Raw genomic sequence first — 19,880 nt, forward strand, 5'->3', positions numbered from 1 at the left:
CATCCGATGAACATCGAACAACTCAGCGCGCTCGCCTCGAGCGCAGTCGTCGCCGCGATTCCGCTCATGTTCGCGGGGCTCGGCGAGCTCGTCACGGAAAAATCCGGCGTGCTCAATCTCGGCGTGGAAGGCATGATGCTGATGGGCGCCGTGAGCGGGTATGCGGTCACCGTCGCAACGGGCAGCCCCTGGCTCGGTATCGCCGCCGCCGTCGCGGCCGGTATCGCGATGGCGCTGCTTTTCGGTTTTCTCACGTTGACGATGCTCGCGAACCAGGTGGCCACCGGTCTATCGCTGACGATCTTCGGCATCGGCCTGTCGGCCTATGTCGGCAAGCCGTATACATCGGCATCCGTCGGCACGACAATCGGCGCCTGGGCGATTCCGGGTCTCTCGCGGATCCCCGTGCTCGGACCGGCGTTGTTCACGTTGACGCCGCTTGGTTATCTGGCCTGCCTGATGTTCGGCATCGTCGGCTGGTTCCTTTATCGCACGCGCGCGGGGCTCGTTCTGCGTTCGGTCGGCGAATCGCCAGAAGTCGCGCACGCGGTCGGCTTTTCGGTCGTCGGCGTGCGCTACGGTGCGACGCTGTTCGGCGGCGGCATGGCCGGTCTCGCGGGCGGCTACTACTCGGTTGCCTACTTGCAGCTTTGGCAGGAGCAGCTGACGTCCGGGCGAGGCTGGATCGCACTGGCGCTCGTCGTGTTCGCGACGTGGCGGCCGGGGCGCCTTCTGCTCGGCGCGCTGCTCTTCGGCGCCGTGACAGGGCTGCAATTCTACGCGCAAGGCGCGGGCGTACCGGTGCCGACTCAGTTTCTCGCGATGTTGCCCTATCTGGCCACGATCGTCGTGCTCGCCGCGATCTCGCGCAATCCCAACGCCATCAAGCTCAACGCGCCCGCGTCGCTCGGCAAGCCGTTCTTCGCCGCGCTCTGAGCATGGCACGAGATGCGGTGCGGCGGCCGGTCCGCCGTGCCTTCGATCGATGACACGAAGCAACGCCGCTCTTCGCCGATAGTTACCGTCAAACCCACTCCATTGGAGAAGCTTAATGAAAAGAAAAATCTCGACCACATGGGCCGGAACTGCCGCGCTCGCGCTCGCTTTGGCCTTTGGCGCCGCGGGGCAGGCCGCGCGAGCGGCCGATGCGCCCGGCGTCGCGTTCGTCTACCTCGGCAATCCGGGCGATGCGGGCTGGACCTTCGCGCACGATCAGGGCTCGAAGGAAACGGAGGCCAAGTTCGGCAACAAGATCAAGGTGACGCGCGTCGAGAATGTCCCGGAATCGGCCGATTCCGAGCGCGTCTTTCGCGATCTGGCGAGCAAGGGCAACAAGGTCATCATCGGCACGAGCTTCGGGTATCAAGACTTCGAGCTCAAGGTCGCGAAAGACTTCCCCGATACGGTCTTCCTCCATGCGACGGGCTTCAAGAAGGCACCGAACTTCGGTACCTACGACGTGCGCATGTACCAGGGCGCTTATCTGGCGGGCGTCGTGGCCGGATATGTCACCAAGACGAACACGCTCGGGTTCGTCGCTTCGGTGCCGATCCCCGAAGTGGTGCGCAATATCAACGCGTACACACTGGGCGCGCGCTCGGTCAATCCGAAGGTCCACACGAAAGTGATCTGGATCAACAGTTGGTTCGATCCGGGCAAGGAGAAGCAGGCTGCCGAGACGCTGATCGGTCAGGGCGCCGACGTGTTGCTGCAAAACACCGATTCGAGCGCGACGCTCGCGACGGCCGAGGCCAAGAAGGTGCACGCGTTCGGCTGGGATTCCGACATGAAAAAGTTCGGGCCCGACGCGCATCTGGGTTCCGTCGTCGGCCATTGGGGCGTCTACTATACGGCGGCCGTGCAAGCCGTGCTCGACGGCAAGTGGAAGAACGATCCCGTCTGGTGGGGCATCCCGCAGAAGGCCGTCAATCTCGAGGACTTGAATGCCGCGGCGATTCCGGCCGACGGTCAGAAGAAGGTCGAGGCGATGCGCAGCGAGTTGGCGGGCGGCAAGTGGGATGTCTTCACGGGGCCGATCAAAGATCAGTCGGGCGCCGTCAAAGTGCCCGCGGGGAAGACACTGTCCGATCCGGAGCTGCAGCGGATCAACTGGTATGTCGAAGGTGTAGAGGGTAGTCTGCCGAAGTAATCCGGCGCTAGGGGAGCGCCGCCAGCGGAATGGGTGACGAACGCGGCGCCCGTCACTGAACATAGGGGCCGCCGCCCCTATGCCTTCCGCTTCGGCTTACTTTTTTACTGTCCCTGCTGCCGGGGCGCTTCATTCATCGAGGCGCATGCCCACCTTGAGGGTGACCTGCCAATGGGCGACCGTGCCGTTCTCGATCCGTCCGCGCGTTTCCGTGACCTCGAACCAATCGAGGTTGCGAAGCGTCTTCGAGGCGCGTTCGAGTGCGGTGCGAATCGCGTCATCGGTCGACTGGGTCGACGAACCGGTCAGCTCGATTTGCTTGTAGACGTGATTGCTCATGAGCGGCTCCGTTGTCCGGGGGAACAGTAAGAGTATAGGCAACGGTGCCGTGCCATGCCGGCCGAAGGCTCGCCGACAAGCGTCGGCGCAGGGACTCGCGGAGCAAAGCCACGGACAGCCCGCGGCCTCGAAGATGGTCGGTCGTACGCCCGAAAGCGGTGTGGCGCGAGAGTCTCAGCGCAGCGAGCGCGGCGTGGCGTCGCCCGCATTCTGACGGCGCGCGCCGCGTGCGGCCGCGCCGGCGCCGAACTCGGGAAGAATCCTTGCCCGCGCGCGGCTGGCGAAGACGAGGAACCCGAAGCCGTTCGCCTCGTACCAGTAACCGCCGTTCTCGAGCCCGTCGAGCGGTTGCTCGAGCGCGTTGGCAATCGACTCCATGCAACGCCGTCGCAGCTCGTCGACAGCCGGATACGGCGGCTGCGCGCCGCGTACGCTGCAAAGCAGGACGTCGAGGCCGGGCAGTACGTGCGCGTAGAGCACAGGTTCATCTTGCGCGCGCGCTCGCGCGATCTTCGTATCCAGCTGAGCAAACGGCTTGAATTGACGCAAGACGGCCAGAAACGACTCCTCGCTTTGCGCGCTAGCGCGCCTGCGCTTTTTCGGGAAGGACATAAACATTCGCCTGAAAAAGAATTGCAAGAAACACAGCGTCCTCATGCGACCACTCCCGGCTCTCGCGCGCCGCACGTCGATCTTTTATAGCATACGAACCGGTCGTGTTCACGATAATGCTCGGGTTCACCCGTAACCGGTCCGCATGCAGTGGCGAGTGGCGCCGCGCTGCGCGGCCGGCTACCGCTCGCCATCTACGTCAATAATAGGCCTCCCGCCCGTTCGCGTGCTGATCGAACGCAGAAAAAATGGCGATTTTGTGTGCGCCGTCGCCTCATGGCGCCGCGTTTCCGCTTCGTTGAAATATCCGGGAACTGCAACGATAATGGGGCAGCTTGACGCTCCGCATGCCGGAGCGGTGCAAGGGTCGTGCCGCGCGGTGCTTTGTGGGCTTCGGCGCGCGACCGAGAAAGCAAGAGGGCCGCCAAGGACACATGAAACTGTTCACCAAGGGGCTGCTGCTGATCGCCGTCCCGAGCGTCGTCGAATTGGCGCTGCTCGGTATGCTGTCGAAGACACAGGAGCAGACGACGCAGGCTGCTCAGTGGGCCGCCCACAGCAAGCAGGTGCTCTACCAGGCGTCCGTCATCGTCGATCCGCTTTTGCGCGCGGCTTCGCGTGCACGAGCGGGGCTCATTGCCGGCGACCCCTCATTCTTCGATCAGCGAACGGTGTGGGCCGAGCTCGACAGCAAGCTCGATCAACTCGAAAAATTCGTCGCCGACGATCCTCTCCAGGTTGCTCGCCTTTCCCGTATGCACGAGGCGGTGCACGCGTATCGTGCGCGGGTGGACGCGCAGTATGCAAGCCTGAAGAGCGGCCGGCGGGCGCAATTCGCTGCGTTCGACGATACGGCGCTGCCCACGCCGATCGTGGCGTTTCGCGACGAGCTCGACGCATTCGTCGCGGCGGAGTCGCGCCTCGACGAAGAGCGCAACGCCGAGCTCGCGTCGACGCGGGCCGGGCAGCGCCGCGCGCTCATCGCGGCGATCGCCGGGTCGATGCTGATCTGGGCCATTGCCGCGCTCGGCTTCGCGGGCAATATCGGCCGGCGGCTGGCCTCCTTGACCGCCAATGCGGAGCGTCTCGGCCGCGGGCAGTCGCTGGGCGCGCCTCTCGCGGGGGACGATGAGATCGCGGCGCTCGACAAAGTGTTGCACCGGACGAGCGCGCGCCTCGCGGAAGCGGAGCACGAGCAGGCGACGCTGCAGACTTCGCTCGAAGCGCGGGCGCGGGAGCTGACACAGGCGAACGAAAACCTGCGCCAGCAAAAGCAGGATAACGACATGTTCATCTACAGCGTGTCGCACGATTTGCGCTCGCCGCTCGTGAACTTGCAAGGGTTTTCGCGCGAGCTTCAGGTATCGTGCGAGGAATTGCGCGCGCTGCTCGACGGCGCGCGTCTGCCGGAGCCCGAACGCGAGCGTATCATGCGTGTGCTCGACGGCAACTTGAGCGAGGCCTTGCATTTCTTGCGGACGGCCGTCGCGCGATCGGCATCGATCATCGACGCGTTGTTGCGCATTTCCCGCGCCGGACGTCTCGAATATCAGTGGCAGCGGGTCAGCGTCGCGCGGACCGTCGCGCGCGTGATCGAAGCGCTGCATGCGCCGATCGCCGAGCGCGGCATCTCGGTGTCGGTCGGAGAGCTGCCGCCCGCATGGGGCGACCCGACGGCGATCGAGCAGATTTTCGGCAATTTGATCGGCAATGCGATCAACTATCTCGATCCGGCTCGCCCCGGCCGCATCGAGGTCGGGGCGGTCGAGCGGACCGCGGACGGCACCAGCGCGCGCGGACCGCGCATGCGCGCCTATTATGTCAAAGACAACGGACTCGGCATCCCGGACGCCTATATGCCGAAAATGTTCAGCGCGTTCCAGCGGCTGCATGGCGACCGTTCGAAAGGCGACGGCATCGGCCTCGCGCTCGTGCGCCGCGTCACCGAGCGGCATGGCGGCCGTGCCTGGGTCGAGTCCGTGGAAGGTGTCGGCTCGACGTTTTTCGTGACGCTGCCCGAACAACCGATTCGCATGTAATAAGCTGTGGAATACGCAACAAGAACGAATGCACCGATTGCACCGATTGCACCAGCCCATTCAAGAACGAGTATGACCGAAGTGGCAGCCCGCCCGGAACCCGCCCGCGTGCTCCTCGTCGACGACGACGAGGGCATTTTGAGGCTCGCGCGCAAATCGCTGGAACGCGCGGGCTGCGTCGTGTTCGCGAGCGCGACGCTTGCCGCGGCACGCGAAAGCATCGGGCGCGACCGGCCCGACCTGCTCGTGCTCGACTATCAGCTCGACGGCGTGGAGACGGGGCTCGACTTTTTCCGCCGGTTGCGGCGCGAAGGCGTCGCGCTGCCGGCCATCCTCGTGACGGGTTTCACGGACGAATCGCGCGTGATCGAGGCCTTGCGCGCCGGCGTGTCCGATGTCGTGCCCAAATCGGGTGGCTATCTCGACTACTTGCCGGAGGCCGTCGAGCGCGTGCTCGCGCAGATCCGGCTGCAGCGCGCGTCGGCCGAGGCGATCCTGCTGCGCGACCGTGAAGCCCATTACCGCAGCTTGTCCGAAGCGTTGCCTCATCTCGTGTTCACGAGCAACACGCAGGGCGAGTGCGACTTCTTCTCCCGGCAGTGGTATGCCTACACCGGCCTCGACGAAGCGGCTTCGCGCGGCTTGGCCTGGCTCGCGGCCATCCATCCCGACGATCGCGAGACGCTGCGCCGCAAGTGGCTCGATGCCGTGCACGGCGCGGCAGCCGACTATCGCCACGAGCTGCGGATTCGTTCGGGCGACGGCATTTACCGGTGGTTCGACGTGCATATCGCACCCGTGCGCAACGCGAGCGGAGGCGTCGGCAAATGGTTCGCGAGCTGCACGGACATTCAGTCGCAGCGCGAGGCGCTCGAGGAGCGCGAACGGCTGCTCGCCGCCGAGCAGAGCGCGCGCCAGACGGCCGAAGAAGCGAATCGCGCGAAAGACCGGTTCCTCGCGATGCTTTCGCACGAGCTGCGAACGCCGCTCACCCCGGTCCTGGCGGGTACGCGCGTGCTCGAGACGATGCCGGAGTTGCCCGAGGCGGCGCAGGCGAACGTCAGGATGATCCGCCGCAACATCGAGCTCGAGGCCCGGCTGATCGATGATTTGCTCGATCTCACGCGTGTCGCGAACGGCAAGCTGCGGCTGTCGCTCGAGACGGTGGACGTGCATGAAGTCATCGACAGCGTGCTCGAGCTCTTCGGCGGCGAAATTCAGCTCAAGCAGCAAGACGTGCACATCGAGAAGATGGCCGAGAGCCACTATGTCATGGCGGACCGCGCCCGGCTTCAGCAGATGCTCTGGAACCTCGTGCGCAACGCATCGAAGTTCACGCCAGAAGGCGGCCACATCTATGTGCGCACGCGCGACGCGCGCATGCACATCGAAATCTCGGTCGAAGACACGGGCATCGGTATCGCGCCGGACCAGATCGACAAGCTCTTCAATGCGTTCGAGCAGGGTAGCCAGCGCATGACGCAGCAGTTCGGCGGTCTCGGACTCGGCCTTGCGATTACGAAGGCGTTGACCGATGCCCACGGCGGCACCGTCAGCGCGCAGAGCCCGGGCCCGCATTGCGGCGCGACGTTTACGATCGCGTTACCGACCGTCGCCGCGTCGGCATCCGAGCCCGTCGTCGCGCCGCCGGCCGCCGTCGGCGCGGACGAGCGGCTCGCCATTCTGCTCGTGGAGGACCACGCCGACACGGCCGAAGTCATGGCGCAATTGATGCGCGGCCTTGGCCACGAAGTGACGGTGGCGTCGAGCGTCGCGGCCGCGCTCGACGCCGCGCGGAGCGCGCCTTTCGACCTGGTCGTCAGCGATATCGGGCTGCCTGACGGCACGGGGATCGACTTTATCGGGGAATTTCGCCTGCGCTCGCAAGCGCCGGCCGTGGCATTGACGGGTTTCGGCACGGACGAGGACGTCCGGCGGTGCCTTGCCGCCGGCTTCACCTCGCATTTGACGAAGCCCGTCAACTTTGGCCAGCTCGAGGAGCTGATCCAGCGCGCGGCCGCCGCCAAGGCACGTGGCGGCGACGGCCCGCGCTCCGCGCTGGCTTGAACTGCGCGGCGTTATCGGAGCTTCGCGCCGTAGGCCGATGCGCCACGCGCCTGGCGAGCTCGACCCGCCGATATTCAGCGCGGCGCGCGCTTCAGTTCGTCGCGAATTTCGCGCAGCAACAGGACGTCTTCGGGCGTCGGCGCCGGTGCGGCAGCCTCCGCGGGCGTCGGCCTGCGCAGGGCATTGATGAACTTCACCATCGCGAACACGATGAGCGCGAGAATCAGGAAGTTGATCAGAACGGTGATGAACGAGCCGTAGCCGAACACGGCCACGCCCGCCTGCAGAAGGTCTTTGTAAGACTCGGGGTTGCCCTTGAACGAAGGCGGGATGTCGCCCAGCCGGATGAACTTGTTCGAGAAGTCGAGGCCCCCCGTGGCCAGGCCGACGACCGGCATGATCAGATCCTTGACGATCGAATTGACGATCGTCGAAAAGGCGCCGCCGATGATCACGCCGATCGCGAGATCCATCACGTTGCCCTTGAGGGCGAATTCCTTAAATTCTTTTGCGATGCTCATCTCTGTTCCCTCCTTATGAACGGCGCGCGTGGCGGCAAAGCTGCGCGTCCGCGGCCATGATAGCGAACGGCCAGAGTGTTCGTACAGGGCGGGCGTTTCTTTTTGGTGTCGTTGCGTCGCGCGACAAACCGTGAGGCGCAGGAGGAGACGGACTCGATCCCTGTGTTTACGGCGGCGCGGCGCATACCTTGATAGTCGCGGCCGTAGTGAGTTACCTGCATTGCGCGCCTGAAATGCCACGTTAAGATGAGGTCGCGCCTTCGCACGCACGACGCGCCCGCAAGACCGCTCGCAGCAGACCGGGTAGTAAAAAACGCTCCGTCAGAGAGCCATCCGTGCGCGCTTTACACCACTACTAAGGAACCGTGCGCTTCCGTTTTCGGCGCGCACGCGCTTGATACCATGCTGAATCGCTTGACGATACGCGGGGGGCTGACGCTCACGATCGCGGGCTATACGCTCGCGCTGGTTGCGACGATGGCCGTTGCGATGCTCGGGCTCAACCAGAGCAATAACGCGCTGAAACAGATGTTCGCCACCGACACGGCGGCGCTGACGCATCTGAAAACGAGCTCGGAGCGCATGCTGCAGGTGCGGCTCGCGCTCAGCAGCTACGAAACGCTGTTTGCGATGGGCGAGGCGTCCGACGACATGTTGCCGAAAGCGCATGATGTGATCAAAGAAAGCGACGCCGAATGGGCCGAATATCTGAAGAAACCGCGCGACGCCGAGGAGGCGCAGCTCGCGGACGCGGTCGGCACGGCCCGCAGCGCGCTCATTGCGCAAGCCGTCGAGCCGGAGTTCAAGGCGCTGCAAGACAACGACTTCAACGCGTTTCGCAATCTGCAAGGGCGCACGGCGAATGCGCTCTACACGCGCTATGACGCCGCGATCGGCGCGCTCGAAGCGTTGCAGGTCCGGCATCAGCAGGCTCGCTATGATCGCGCGCAGGCGGCTTTTCATACGCTGGCGGTCGGCGCCGCCGTCATCGCGATTGCCGCGCTCATCGTCGGCGCACTTGCCCGGACGGCACTCGTCGCGGCCGTCGTGCGGCCGATCGACGGTGTAATCCGGCATTTCGAGCGCATTGCTTCGGGCGATCTGACCGGCTCGATCGACGCGAGGCGTCGCAACGAGATGGGGCGATTGCTGGAAGGCTTGCAGCGGATGCAGGCGGCGCTTGCCGCCACGGTATCGCGCGTGCGTAGCGGCTCGGAGGCGATCATGCACGGTGCGCGGGAGATCGCTTCGGGCAACGCCGATCTTTCACAACGAACGGAGCAGCAGGCCGCCTCGCTCGCCGAAACGGCCGCGAGCATGGAGGAGCTGACGGCGACCGTCAAGCAGAACGCCGAGCATGCGCGCGAGGCGAGCGGGCTTGCCGACGATGCATCGCGTACGGCGACGAAGGGCGGTGAGGTTGTCGGCGACGTCGTGCGGACGATGGAAGATATCGCCTCGAGCTCGCATCAGATCGGCGATATCAGCGGCGTCATCGAAGGCATCGCATTCCAGACGAACATCCTTGCGCTCAATGCGGCCGTCGAGGCGGCGCGCGCGGGAGAGCAGGGGCGCGGCTTCGCCGTCGTCGCGGGCGAGGTCCGCAGCCTCGCGCAACGCAGCGCGAGCGCGGCCAAGGAAATCAAGGCCCTCATCGCCGAATCGGCCGGCAAGGTCGAGGCCGGCACGACGCTCGTCGCACGCGCCGGCTCGACGATGGACGAAGTCGTGGCCGCGGTGCGCCGGGTGACGGACATCATCGGCAAGATCAGCGCGGCTTCTGGCGAGCAGTCGAACGGCATTGAGCAAATCGGTCGCGCGGTCATGCAGATGGACACCGTGACTCAGCAGAACGCGGCGCTCGTCGAGCAAGCCGCGGCCGCCGCGGCGTCGCTCGAAGAGCAGGCGGCGCGGCTCGACGCGGCCGTGGCCGAGTTTCGGGTCGCCGCGTCCCCACTGGCGCGGGCGCCGTCGCAGCCAGTCGAGGTGGCCGCGACGGCGAGTCGCTTGCGACCGGAACCGGCGTTTTCGGCATAGCGTCGATACCGGGCAGCCGTAGCCGACCCTTCGTCACCATCGTCGCGACCGGCGGCTACAGAAAACGATAATCGCCAGCGCGCACACGTCGCGTGAGCCGCCGGAACGAAAATGTGAATCCGGGCCACAGTGCCGTGTTTTTCCCGCTCTCGGACAGATACCAGCTCCGGCACCCCGTCTGCCAGACGGAGCGCCGCAGCGCATGCTGCAGTTGCTCGTTGAACGCGCACTGCGCTTCATGGCGAACTTCCATCGTACGCACGCGGCGTCGCTGCAGCGTGCGCAGGCAATCGGCGACATAGCCGATATGCGACTCGATCATGTAGACCATCGAGTTGTGTCCGAGCCCGGTGTTCGGTCCCGTGATCATGAAAAAATTCGGGAAACCGGCGATGCTCGCGCCGAGATAGGCTTGCGGGCCTTCGCGCCGCCAGAGTGTATCGAGGTCGGCGCCATCGACGCCGGTCACGGAGAACGGCGCGCCCGCGTCGTTGACCTTGAATCCCGTGCCGCAAATGATCGCGTCGACCGCGTGATGCTTGCCATCCTCGGTGACGATTCCGTCGGCGACGATTTCCCGAATCGGCGCCGTGACGAGATCGACGTTGGGCTGCGCAAGCGCGGGGTAGTAATCGCTCGACAACAGTACGCGTTTGCAGCCGAGCTGGTAATCGGGTGTGAGCTTCGCGCGCAGCACCGGATCCTTTACCCGGCGGGCAAGGTAGCCGAGGCTGAACGCCATCGGCCGCTTCATCAGCTTCGGGTTCACGACGAAGCCGAGCGCGCGCACTTCGTGCTGCCAGTAAAGGCCATAGCGCACGAGACGTTGCGTAAATGGAAAGGTTCGAAAAAGTGTCTTCGCGCGCTCGCTGATCGCGCGATCGCGGCGCGGCATGATCCACGGCGGCGTGCGCTGAAAGACCGAAAGGTGCGCGACGCGCGGCTGAATGCGCGGCACGAATTGGACAGCGCTCGCGCCCGTGCCGACAACAGCGATGCGCTTACCCTCGAGCGCATACTCGTGATCCCAGCAAGCGGAATGAAAGAGCTTGCCGGCGAAACGCTCGATATCCGGGATTCGCGGCAGTGCGGGCCGAGAGAGGGGACCGTTCGCTGCGATGACGACGTCGGCTTCGACGGTCTCCCTGGTCCCGTTCGCCAGGAGCTCCAGCCGCCAGATCCGGGCGTCGTCGTCGAATGTCGCCGCCGCCACGCGCGCGTTGAAGCGGATGAACGGCATGAGGCCGTACTTGTTCGCGCAACGCTTCAGATACGCAAGTATCTCTTGCTGAGAGGCGAAGGTGCGCGACCAGAGCGGGTTCGGCTCGAACGAGAACGAATAGAGGTGCGAAGGGATGTCGCAGGCGGCGCCAGGGTAGGTATTTTCGCGCCACGTGCCGCCGACGTCGGCCCCCGCTTCGTAGATCGTGAACGTGCCAAGGCCCATCCGCATCAGGCGGATGGCCATGCCGATGCCGGCAAAACCGCAACCGATGATCGCAATGCGAGGCGGCGCGGTTCGGGCAGCCTCGCGCGGCATGCCGGCCAAGCTCAGGTGTCGCTCCAGCCGCCGCCCGAATCGTCGCTGCCGTAGTCGACGCCGCCGCCACCACCACTACTATCGTCGCTCCAGTCGTTCGAGCCTTGGCCGAAATCGACGCCGCCGCCGTTATCGCCCCGCTCGGCTCGCCGGCGGGCTTCCTCGTCGTCGATGTAGACGTCTCGCTCGACCACGCGGTCGCGCCCATGCGAAAGCGCTTCGCCAAGCAGCACGCCCGTCAGGAGCCCGCCCATGCCGCCGCCGAAGCCGCCGCCGCCTTGCTGCACGACGACGGTCGGCTGCTGCTGCGGCTGCTGATAGGGTGGCTGCGGCGCCTGCTGCTGGAAGCGGTCGGCCTCCTGCGCGTAAGGCGAGGCATTCGGCGCGCCATACGCGCCCGGCGCCGATGCGGCGACGTTCGGATCCGGCCGTCCTTCGGTGCGGGCCTTGAGGCTTGCCAGCTGCCGCTCGAGTTCCTCCAGTCGATAGGCGGGTACCGGATTCTTGCCGCCCGAGAGGGTTTCGACGAGCTCGCGCAGCTGCGTCTCGACGCCTTCGACTTCGCTGGCAAGGGTCTCATGCCCGGGTGCCGTCGAAAGCCGCGCATCGAGCTTGAGCGAGCGCGTTGCGTTGAGCAGCTCGGTGGCGCGCTTCAACTGCTCGCGGCGCTCGTCGTCGGCTCGGCCGTCTTCGGACGAACGCGCGCGGCGCAGTGTCCAGCGCAGCACGAGCGCAATGGCCGCGATCAAGATTGCGATGCCGATCCAAGCTGCCATCGAGGGCCCCCTATGTGCGCTTGCCGGCGGAGCGGCCGGCGTTTGCTGCGCCGTCGCCGTCGTGGCCGTCGTGCCCGTGGTCGAGCCGACGCGATTGGCGGCGGCCCGCACGCGCGCCTCGACCTGCGCGAAGCGCGAAGGATCGGTGAAACGGATTTGCGGGTCGAGCGTCTTGGCCTGCTCGATCTGCGCGAGGCCGTCGGCGAAGCGGCCCTCGCGCGCGAGCACCTGGCCGTACAGATAGTGGGCGTGCGCATTGTTCGGATGCGCCTGCAACACCTGGGTCAGCTCGGCATCGGCCTGCTGCCAGTTGCCTTGCGCCATCGCGCGCTCGACTTGCTGTGCGCTCGGCACCGCGAAGGCGAGTCCCGAAATCAGCAGCAGCAGCGATGCGCTTGCGGCTGCGAGAAGTCTCTTCATTGGCTGAACCGGGCGCGGCGCGCCCGTCTCCGTGGCAATCCTGATGTCGATACCGCAAGCATCGTGCAACGAGGCCGCATATGACGACTTTCGGACATCGCTTGCACCTCCAGTCGGCCGATACCGCGATGCCCTGCGCGCGATCGCTCGCTTCCTATTGCGCCGGCGTGTTCAATTGCTTCTTCAGTGCTTCGAGCCGCTCGTCGACGGACGGGCCGTGATCGAGCGCGGCCAGCTTGTCGTCGAGCGCTTTGCCGCTCGAGACGTCCGCCGAATTCAACCGCGCGTCCGAGCGCGCATTCGAGAGCGCGACCTTGTCTTCGAGCTTGCGGAAGTCCTCCGACAGATTCTTGCCGCCGATGCCGCCGAGCGCCGTCGCCGCCGTGTCCTTGGCTTGGGCGATTTGCTGCTTCGCTTGCAGGATGTTCGAGCGCGCATTGAGATCGTTGCGGCGCTGGCGCATGTCCGCAATCTGGCTCTTGAGCTGTTCGACGGAAGGCTCGAGCGTCGTCAGCTCGTGCGCCAGGGCGTCGCGCTCGGCTTCCGCATTGGCCTGAGCCGCGAGCGCTTCGCGCGCCAAGTCTTCGTTGCCTGCCTGCAGTGCGCGCTTGGCGCCATCCTCGTACTTGCGGGCTTTTTCGGCGGCCGCATCGCGCTTGCTTTGCTGCGTCGCGACCTGGGCCTCGATTTCGATGAGCGAGTTTTCCGCCTTGGCGATGCTGTCGTCGAGCTCACGCACGATCTGGCGCGCATCGCGCGAAGGATCCTGCACGGACTCGGCCGCATCGTTCAGCAACCCTTTGACAGTGCGCGAAATGGTGTCGAATAGCGACATGAAAGCCTCCTGTTGACTCGGCGCCGGACGAATGACGTGCGGGCGGGCGTTTCCTCGATACTGTACGCCGCCTCGCCGGGCGGGGGGTATCCCCGCTTCTGGCGGATGTCGGGCCGCATTCTGCATTTGCAATAGCGTTCTCGCGAAAAAACGCGAGCGCCGCGCGACCCTTCTTTCCCGCCGGCGGATATTACAACAGTGCCGTGTTAAAACGGCCTTAAAAATAGTGGCGGGTCAGGTCGGGCGCAGATGGCCGTCCTGTCGCGTTGCTCGGCCCGGCGGGCGAGAAGCGGGCGGAGGAGGTCTGAAGAACGCTGTATCTGTATGCGGCGAGTATTCAGGTGCCCGACCAGGCCTGTCTCGCCATGGGTAGGGCAGCGGCATCGATTTCGGCCGCATGGTCGGCGTCCCGGGTGCCGGCCATCCAGCGCGCCGCCATGCGCGCCACGGTTTGGGCGTCCAGACTGCGATCCTCGGAGGGGGCATCGGCGTCTTCACCGCGCAGCTCCAGCGCCTGCGCGACGGCGGCTGCGACCGAGACCGGCTGCTCCCGTTCCTCGGCTTCGACGGCAGGCGGCGAAACGAGCCCGGGCGCGGGCGTCGGAACGGCGGGTGCGGCGGGCGCGGCGGGCGCGGCGGGCGCGGCGGGCGCGGCGGGCGCGGCGGGCGCGGCGGGCCGCGCCGCCGCTGTCACTTGCGCAAGTTGCCGCAGCGTTTCGTTCAGCGCATCGACCGATTGCCCGGTGCGCCAGTTGCCGACGATGCGCGCGGCCCGCACTTGCTCGGCCGTGCCGTCGTAGGCGAGCAGGGCGCGCCGCAACAGTTCGCTGACGCTGACGCCGAGCTCGCGCGCTCGGGCGGTGATGGCGTGCTTCTGGGCTGGCGTGACGAAGACGACGAGACGTTCGCTGCTGTTTTTCATGGGTCGGCTCGCGGGCATGAATGAAAGAGTAGGCCAGTGGACGAGCGTGCCGTTTCTGCAGCAGGGCACCCTCTTATCATAGGACGCTCCCCCCGGACAAAAAAAGGGTGGCTACGAGCTTACGTTGCTTGCCTCCCATAACGGGCCGCTCGGTGCGCCTGGCCGAATCAGCGGCGGGCGTCCGACAAAGACGGTCAGCTTGCGGACCCTCTCTCGTCGGGCAGTGCGCACAAATGTGCGGTTTGGCACATTTCCCGCTGCATCAACGACTTGCCTTGCTTTCCTGACGCTTTTCCACAGGGCTTTGCACATTTTCTGTTGATAACCGGCCGAGAGGCCGTGCGGGAGCGAACATCGATGAACGTCGGGAATTTTTACAAAAAATTCCGTTGCCGAGCGGGCGTTTTCTTTACAATGCGCAGTTGCCTCGCCCAGCGGGCCCTGAGACGGGCGCGGCGCCTTCGCAGGTTTTACACTTAGAATCACGACTCGATTCCCCGAGCGCCGCCCATCGGGCGTGCTCAAACCGGTGCGGTGAGCCGCGCCGATCATGCCGTCATGCCGATCATCAAAAGACCCCCATCTTCCGATTCCGAGGCCGATGGCCGCAATACTCCGGGAGGCAGTTCCGCTCGTTCGGAGCGCCGCCGCTCGCTCGGCACGCGCATCGCGCTGACGATCGCCGGACTCTTCGCGACGTTCGCCGTCGTCGGGGCGCTCATCGTCGGCTATGCGCTGATCGTGATGGCGCCGCAACTGCCGTCGCTCGACGCGTTGACCGACTATCGCCCGAAGGTGCCGCTGCGCGTCTATACGGCCGACCACGTGCTGATCGGCGAGTTCGGCGAGGAGCGGCGCAAGCTCGTGCGCTTCGCCGACATCCCCGATGTGATGAAAAAAGCGGTCCTCGCGATCGAGGACTATCGCTTCTATGAGCACGGCGGCGTCGATTTCATCGGCATCCTGCGCGCCGGCACGGCTGATCTGATGCACGGCGGCGCCTCGCAGGGCGCGAGCACGATCACGATGCAGGTGGCCCGCAACTTCTTCCTCTCGAGCGAGAAGACGTACACGCGCAAGATCTACGAAATGATGCTCGCCTACAAGATCGAGCGCGCGTTGACCAAGGATCAGATCCTCGAGCTCTACATGAACCAGATCTATCTGGGTGAGCGCGCGTACGGCTTCGCGGCGGCGGCGCGCGTCTACTTCGGCAAGGACCTGAAGGACATTACGCTTGCCCAGGCGGCGATGCTCGCGGGGCTGCCGAAGGCGCCATCGGCCTACAACCCGATCGTCAATCCGAAGCGCGCGAAGATCCGCCAGGAATACATCCTCAAGCGGATGCTCGATCTGCGCTACATCACGCAGGACCAGTACGACCAGGCCGTGAAGGAAGACATTCACACGAAGGTCTCGGGCAACGAGTACAGCGTGCATGCCGAATACGTCGCCGAGATGGTGCGGCAGATGATGTATGCGCAGTACAAGGACGAGACCTATACGAAGGGGCTTTCGGTCGTGACGACGATCGACTCGGCCGATCAGGACGCCGCCTATCACTCCGTGCGCAAGGGCGTCATGGACTACGAGCGGCGGCACGGCTATCGCGGGCCCGAAGGGTTCGTGGAGCTGCCGGCGGACAAGGACGAGCGAGACGAGGCGATCGACGATGCGCTCGCGGACCATCCCGACGACGGCGAGATCGTCGCGGGCGTCGTCACGGCGGCGAGTCCGAAGCAGGTGACGGTCCAATTCGTCGACGGCACGACGGCGAACGTGACCGGCGACGGTCTGCGTTTCGTGGCGTCTGCGCTGGGCCCGCGCGCGACGCAGGCGCAACGGATTCGGCCCGGTTCGATCGTGCGCGTGATGCCCGATGCGAAGGGCAACATGCAGATCACGCAGCTGCCGCAAGTCGAGGGCGCGCTCGTTTCGCTTTCGCCGCAAGACGGTGCGATCCGCGCGCTCGTGGGCGGCTTCGACTTCAACAAGAACAAGTTCAATCACGTGACGCAGGCATGGCGCCAGCCGGGCTCGAGCTTCAAGCCGTTCATTTATTCGGCGTCGCTCGAAAAGGGACTGGCGCCGGCGACGATCATCAACGACGCGCCGCTCTACTTCCCGCCGACGACGCCGGGCGGCGATGCCTGGGAACCGAAGGACGACGATCAGCCTGACGGTCCGATGTCGATGCGCGTCGCGCTCGAAAAATCGAAGAACCTCGTCTCGATCCGGATCCTCTCTTATATCGGGACCAAGTATGCGCAGGACTATGTGACGCAGCGCTTCGGCTTCGACGCCGACAAGACGCCGCCCTATCTGCCGATGGCGCTCGGCGCGGGGCTCGTGACTCCCCTGCAGTCGGCTTCTGGCTACGCCGTCTTCGCGAACGGCGGCTATCGCGTCAACCCGTACCTGATCGCCGAAGTCGACGACGCACGCGGCCAGCCCATCTCGAAGGCGCAGCCGATCGTCGCCGGGCGCGACGCGCCGCGCGTCATCAGCGAGGCGAACGCGTACATCATGAACAGCCTGCTGCATTCGGTCGCGACAGCGGGGACGGGCGCGGGTACCAACGTGCTGCACCGTTCGGATCTGTCGGGCAAAACCGGTACGACCAACGATGCGAAGGACGGTTGGTTCGCCGGCTACCAGCCGACGCTCGTCGCTGTGGCATGGATGGGCTACGATCAGCCGAAGAGTCTCGGCAGCCGCGAGTTCGGTGCGCAGCTCGCGCTGCCGATCTGGGTGGACTATATGTCGCGTGCGCTGCGTGGCGTGCCGCAGGAGCAGATGCCGATGCCCGATGGCGTGACCACCGTCAACGGTGAGCTGTACTACGCCGACATGACGCCCGGCACAGGCTTCGTGGCCAGCATCGGCGTCGATTCGGGCACCGCGCTCGCGGGCGAGAGCGGCGCGAGCGAGGCGCTCGGCACCATCGGGCCGGCAGGCTTGACGACACCGACCGTTCCGCCGCCGCAGGTGACGACTCAAGAGAAGAAGCAGATCCTCAATATGTTCGAGGACAATCGGCCGTAACGCTGGGGAAGGGAGGCCGCTTTGCGGCCTCGGGGGCTGGTTCGCGGTTCGTCGGTCAGCCGCGCGCCGCGGCAAGCTCGAGCTGCGTCGCGAGCGTCGCTGGGTCGGTATTCGTACCGCAGAGCAGGATGCCGACGCGCTTGCCTTGCAATGTCTCGCGCAACGGCCCGAGCAACGCCGCTGTCGCCGCCGCGCAGGCGGGTTCCACCGCGAGCTTCAGTTGCTGGAACAGCTTGAGCATGGCCGCGCGCAACTGGTCGTCGGTGACCGTCACGAGGCGGTCGATATGCCGCCGGCAGAGTTCATAGCTGTATTGCTCGGTGTAAGGGGCCATCAGCGAGTCGGCGATCGTATGCATCGGGCCCATCTTGATCGTGTGATTCGCGGCAAAGCTGCGCGACATCGCGTCCGCGCCTTCCGGCTCCACACCGTAGACATGCGCACGCGGATTGGCCAGGCGCAGCGCCGTCGATACGCCGGCCGCGAGCCCGCCGCCGCCGACCGGTACGATCACCGCGTCCAGATCGGGCGTCTGCGTTGCCCATTCGTAGCCGAGCGTCGCCGTTCCGAGCACGGTCCGATAACCGTTGAACGGATGCACGAAGAATCGTCCTTCCTCAGCCTCGATCCGGCGCACGAGATCGAATGCCTCGGCCGGCGTGTCCGCGATGACGATCTCGGCACGGTACTGCTTGCATAGCGCGACGCGCGCGGGACTCGCCGTGCGGAACATGACGACCTTCGCGCTCGTGCCCAGCCGCATCGCCGCATAGGCAACCGCCGCGGCGTGATTGCCGCCCGAAACGCAGGTCACGCCGACGCTGCGCTGAGAGGCGTCGAGCGCGAGCAGATTCGTGAACGCCCCACGCACCTTGAAGCTGCCGCTCGCCTGCAGCAGCTCGAACTTGAAATTGATGCTCGTGCCTTCGAGCGACGGGAAATCGTGCCGTTCGAACACGGGCGTGCGCAGCACCCATGGCGCAAGCGCGAAATGCTGCGTCGCGATGGCGTCGAGTGTCGGAATCGGCTCGGTATCGATCGTATGGTCTGTGTGTTGCGGCGTGGCGGTGGACATGTGGGAAGCGATCGTTGAATGGCGAGAAAAACGCGTCAGACGCGCGCGTCGACCGACATGCTATGGATGAACTTGCGCAAGAACTCTTCGCAGGCCGTCAGTTGCGAGAGCTCCACATACTCGTTCGCGCGATGGGCCTGCTGAATGTCGCCGGGGCCGCAGACGACACTCGGCACGCCGGCCTGCGCGAAGAGCCCCGCCTCGGTGCCGTAGGCCACCTTGCGCGTTGCGCGGTCGCCGGTCAGCGCGCGCACGAGCTCGGTGATGGCGTTCTGCTCCATCGCATCGAGCCCTGGCGCCGAGGCGATAGCCGTGAATTCGATGGCCGCGTTCGGGTGCTCCCGGCGCATCTGCGGCAGCAACGTCTCCTGCGCGTAGCGCTCGATTCGAGCGAAGATCGTGGCGGGATCGAGCGTGGGCAGGTTGCGGAACTCGAATGCGAAGCGGCATTCGGCCGGCACGGTGTTGATCGCATTGCCCCCTTCGATCGTGCTCGTTTGCGCCGTCGTGAACGGCACATCGAAGCATTGGTCGAACGGTCCCTCGCGGCGCATCTGGTCCGCCACATCGCGAATATGGCAAATGAGGCGCGCCGCATACTCGATCGCATTGAGACCCTGCGGCGTCAGCGACGAATGCGCCGCGCGGCCACGCACGCAGCACCGGTAGGCGTGAATCCCCTTGTGCGCGACGATCGGACGCATGCTCGTGGGCTCGCCGACGATACAGCCTTCCGGCTTCAAGCCTCGCTTTTGCAGGTCCGCGATCATGAGCGGCGCTCCCGCGCAGCCTACTTCCTCGTCGAACGAAAATGCGAGATGAATGGGTTTCGCCAGCTTGGCGGCCTGCATCTCGGGCACGAGCGCCATGACCGCGCCGATGAATCCCTTCATGTCGCACGTTCCGCGCCCGTATAGCCGGCCGTCGCGAACCTCGGGCTTGAACGGGTCGCTATCCCATTGTTGACCGTCGACGGGCACGACGTCGGTATGGCCCGACAGAACCACGCCGCCGTTCGTCGCGCCGTCGTGCGCGGGAATCGTCGCGAAGAGATTGGCCCACTGCGCGCCGTGGCCGTGTTCGTCGCTCGTGAGTGTCGCCGCGATGCCGCGCTCGGCCAGCGCATCGCGCACAGTCTCGATCAGCCCGATGTTCGGGAGGCGGCTCGTCGTATCCATCGACACGAGCCGTTGGACCCACTGCAGGCTGACGGGAGATGAAGGAGCGGGAGAAGCCGGGGGCGGGGACGAGGAGGGTGACCGATGCGCCGACTCGACTTCGTGCGACATGACAAGACTCCGATTCATGGTCATCCGATCATACCGAAAAAACCCCTATGCCCCCAAACACTGCGCATCGTCGCTAGCCGACATCCGATGTTGCGATGCGGCATCCCAGCGCGCTGCGCGCGTCGTTATCACTCGAATGCTATAACGCGAGGGGGAAGCCTCATTCCCCCTCCGCCGATGCCATAAAACGACCGATGCCCGCCGTGCGCCATCG

General features: G+C 65.5%; 15 protein-coding genes. 6 read left to right on the forward strand and 9 right to left on the reverse strand.

The window, feature by feature from the left end; translation table 11 throughout:
* Positions 1–6 precede the first annotated feature (6 nt).
* The gene (locus B0G57_RS10955) at positions 7–936 is read left to right on the forward strand and encodes an ABC transporter permease (RefSeq protein ID WP_018443511.1); all 930 of its coding nucleotides are present in this window, start codon (positions 7–9) and stop codon (positions 934–936) included.
* A 115-nt stretch (positions 937–1,051) separates the two neighbouring features.
* Positions 1,052–2,149 (forward strand): BMP family ABC transporter substrate-binding protein, encoded by a 1,098-nt coding sequence (locus tag B0G57_RS10960; RefSeq protein WP_018443510.1) that lies wholly within the window; start codon positions 1,052–1,054, stop codon positions 2,147–2,149.
* A 129-nt stretch (positions 2,150–2,278) separates the two neighbouring features.
* Here the strand turns inward: B0G57_RS10960 and B0G57_RS10965 are convergent, their stop codons facing one another.
* Positions 2,279–2,488 (reverse strand): dodecin, encoded by a 210-nt coding sequence (locus B0G57_RS10965; protein ID WP_018443509.1) that lies wholly within the window; start codon positions 2,486–2,488, stop codon positions 2,279–2,281.
* A 174-nt stretch (positions 2,489–2,662) separates the two neighbouring features.
* Positions 2,663–3,145 carry a hypothetical protein gene (locus B0G57_RS10970; RefSeq protein WP_018443508.1) on the reverse strand — a complete coding sequence of 161 codons (483 nt, stop codon included), beginning with the start codon at positions 3,143–3,145 and terminating at the stop codon, positions 2,663–2,665.
* Positions 3,146–3,534: 389 nt separating this feature from the next.
* On the opposite strand from B0G57_RS10970, the gene B0G57_RS10975 reads away from it, so the two are divergent.
* Complete coding sequence (locus tag B0G57_RS10975) at positions 3,535–5,139, forward strand: sensor histidine kinase (protein ID WP_020566523.1); 1,605 nt, start codon at positions 3,535–3,537, stop codon at positions 5,137–5,139.
* 72 nt (positions 5,140–5,211) lie between these two features.
* Positions 5,212–7,206 carry a hybrid sensor histidine kinase/response regulator gene (locus tag B0G57_RS10980; protein WP_018443506.1) on the forward strand — a complete coding sequence of 665 codons (1,995 nt, stop codon included), beginning with the start codon at positions 5,212–5,214 and terminating at the stop codon, positions 7,204–7,206.
* Between the two features lie 74 nt (positions 7,207–7,280).
* Here B0G57_RS10980 and mscL read toward each other — a convergent pair whose 3' ends face one another.
* Positions 7,281–7,727 carry a large conductance mechanosensitive channel protein MscL gene (gene mscL / locus B0G57_RS10985; RefSeq protein ID WP_018443505.1) on the reverse strand — a complete coding sequence of 149 codons (447 nt, stop codon included), beginning with the start codon at positions 7,725–7,727 and terminating at the stop codon, positions 7,281–7,283.
* A gap of 402 nt (positions 7,728–8,129) precedes the next feature.
* Here mscL and B0G57_RS10990 point away from each other — a divergent pair, with 402 nt between their 5' ends.
* Positions 8,130–9,764, forward strand: a complete 1,635-nt coding sequence (locus B0G57_RS10990) for a methyl-accepting chemotaxis protein (RefSeq protein ID WP_018443504.1) — start codon at positions 8,130–8,132, stop codon at positions 9,762–9,764.
* A gap of 55 nt (positions 9,765–9,819) precedes the next feature.
* Here B0G57_RS10990 and B0G57_RS10995 read toward each other — a convergent pair whose 3' ends face one another.
* The 4 genes from B0G57_RS10995 to B0G57_RS30880 all read right to left on the reverse strand — a co-directional run bounded on the left by B0G57_RS10995 (position 9,820) and on the right by B0G57_RS30880 (position 14,257).
* Complete coding sequence (locus B0G57_RS10995; protein WP_018443503.1) at positions 9,820–11,304, reverse strand: flavin-containing monooxygenase; 1,485 nt, start codon at positions 11,302–11,304, stop codon at positions 9,820–9,822.
* Between the two features lie 11 nt (positions 11,305–11,315).
* Positions 11,316–12,500: a tetratricopeptide repeat protein gene (locus B0G57_RS11000; RefSeq protein WP_018443502.1), complete on the reverse strand. Its 1,185-nt coding sequence runs from the start codon at positions 12,498–12,500 to the stop codon at positions 11,316–11,318.
* Positions 12,501–12,654: 154 nt separating this feature from the next.
* Positions 12,655–13,335 carry a PspA/IM30 family protein gene (locus B0G57_RS11005; RefSeq protein ID WP_018443501.1) on the reverse strand — a complete coding sequence of 227 codons (681 nt, stop codon included), beginning with the start codon at positions 13,333–13,335 and terminating at the stop codon, positions 12,655–12,657.
* Between the two features lie 337 nt (positions 13,336–13,672).
* Positions 13,673–14,257, reverse strand: coding sequence for a plasmid mobilization protein (locus tag B0G57_RS30880; RefSeq protein ID WP_158256611.1), 585 nt, complete (start codon positions 14,255–14,257; stop codon positions 13,673–13,675).
* 558 nt (positions 14,258–14,815) lie between these two features.
* Here B0G57_RS30880 and B0G57_RS11015 point away from each other — a divergent pair.
* Entirely contained in the window at positions 14,816–17,302 is a 2,487-nt protein-coding gene (locus tag B0G57_RS11015; RefSeq protein ID WP_026230195.1) for a penicillin-binding protein 1A, read from the forward strand.
* A gap of 55 nt (positions 17,303–17,357) precedes the next feature.
* On the opposite strand, the gene B0G57_RS11020 is transcribed toward B0G57_RS11015, so the two are convergent.
* Both B0G57_RS11020 and argE read right to left on the reverse strand, forming a co-directional pair.
* Positions 17,358–18,377 carry a pyridoxal-phosphate dependent enzyme gene (locus B0G57_RS11020; protein ID WP_018443498.1) on the reverse strand — a complete coding sequence of 340 codons (1,020 nt, stop codon included), beginning with the start codon at positions 18,375–18,377 and terminating at the stop codon, positions 17,358–17,360.
* 35 nt (positions 18,378–18,412) lie between these two features.
* Positions 18,413–19,666, reverse strand: a complete 1,254-nt coding sequence (argE, locus tag B0G57_RS11025) for an acetylornithine deacetylase (RefSeq protein WP_026230194.1) — start codon at positions 19,664–19,666, stop codon at positions 18,413–18,415.
* Positions 19,667–19,880 lie beyond the last annotated feature (214 nt).

It is taken from the genome of Trinickia symbiotica (assembly GCF_002934455.1).
Taxonomy (GTDB): Bacteria; Pseudomonadota; Gammaproteobacteria; order Burkholderiales; family Burkholderiaceae; genus Trinickia; species Trinickia symbiotica.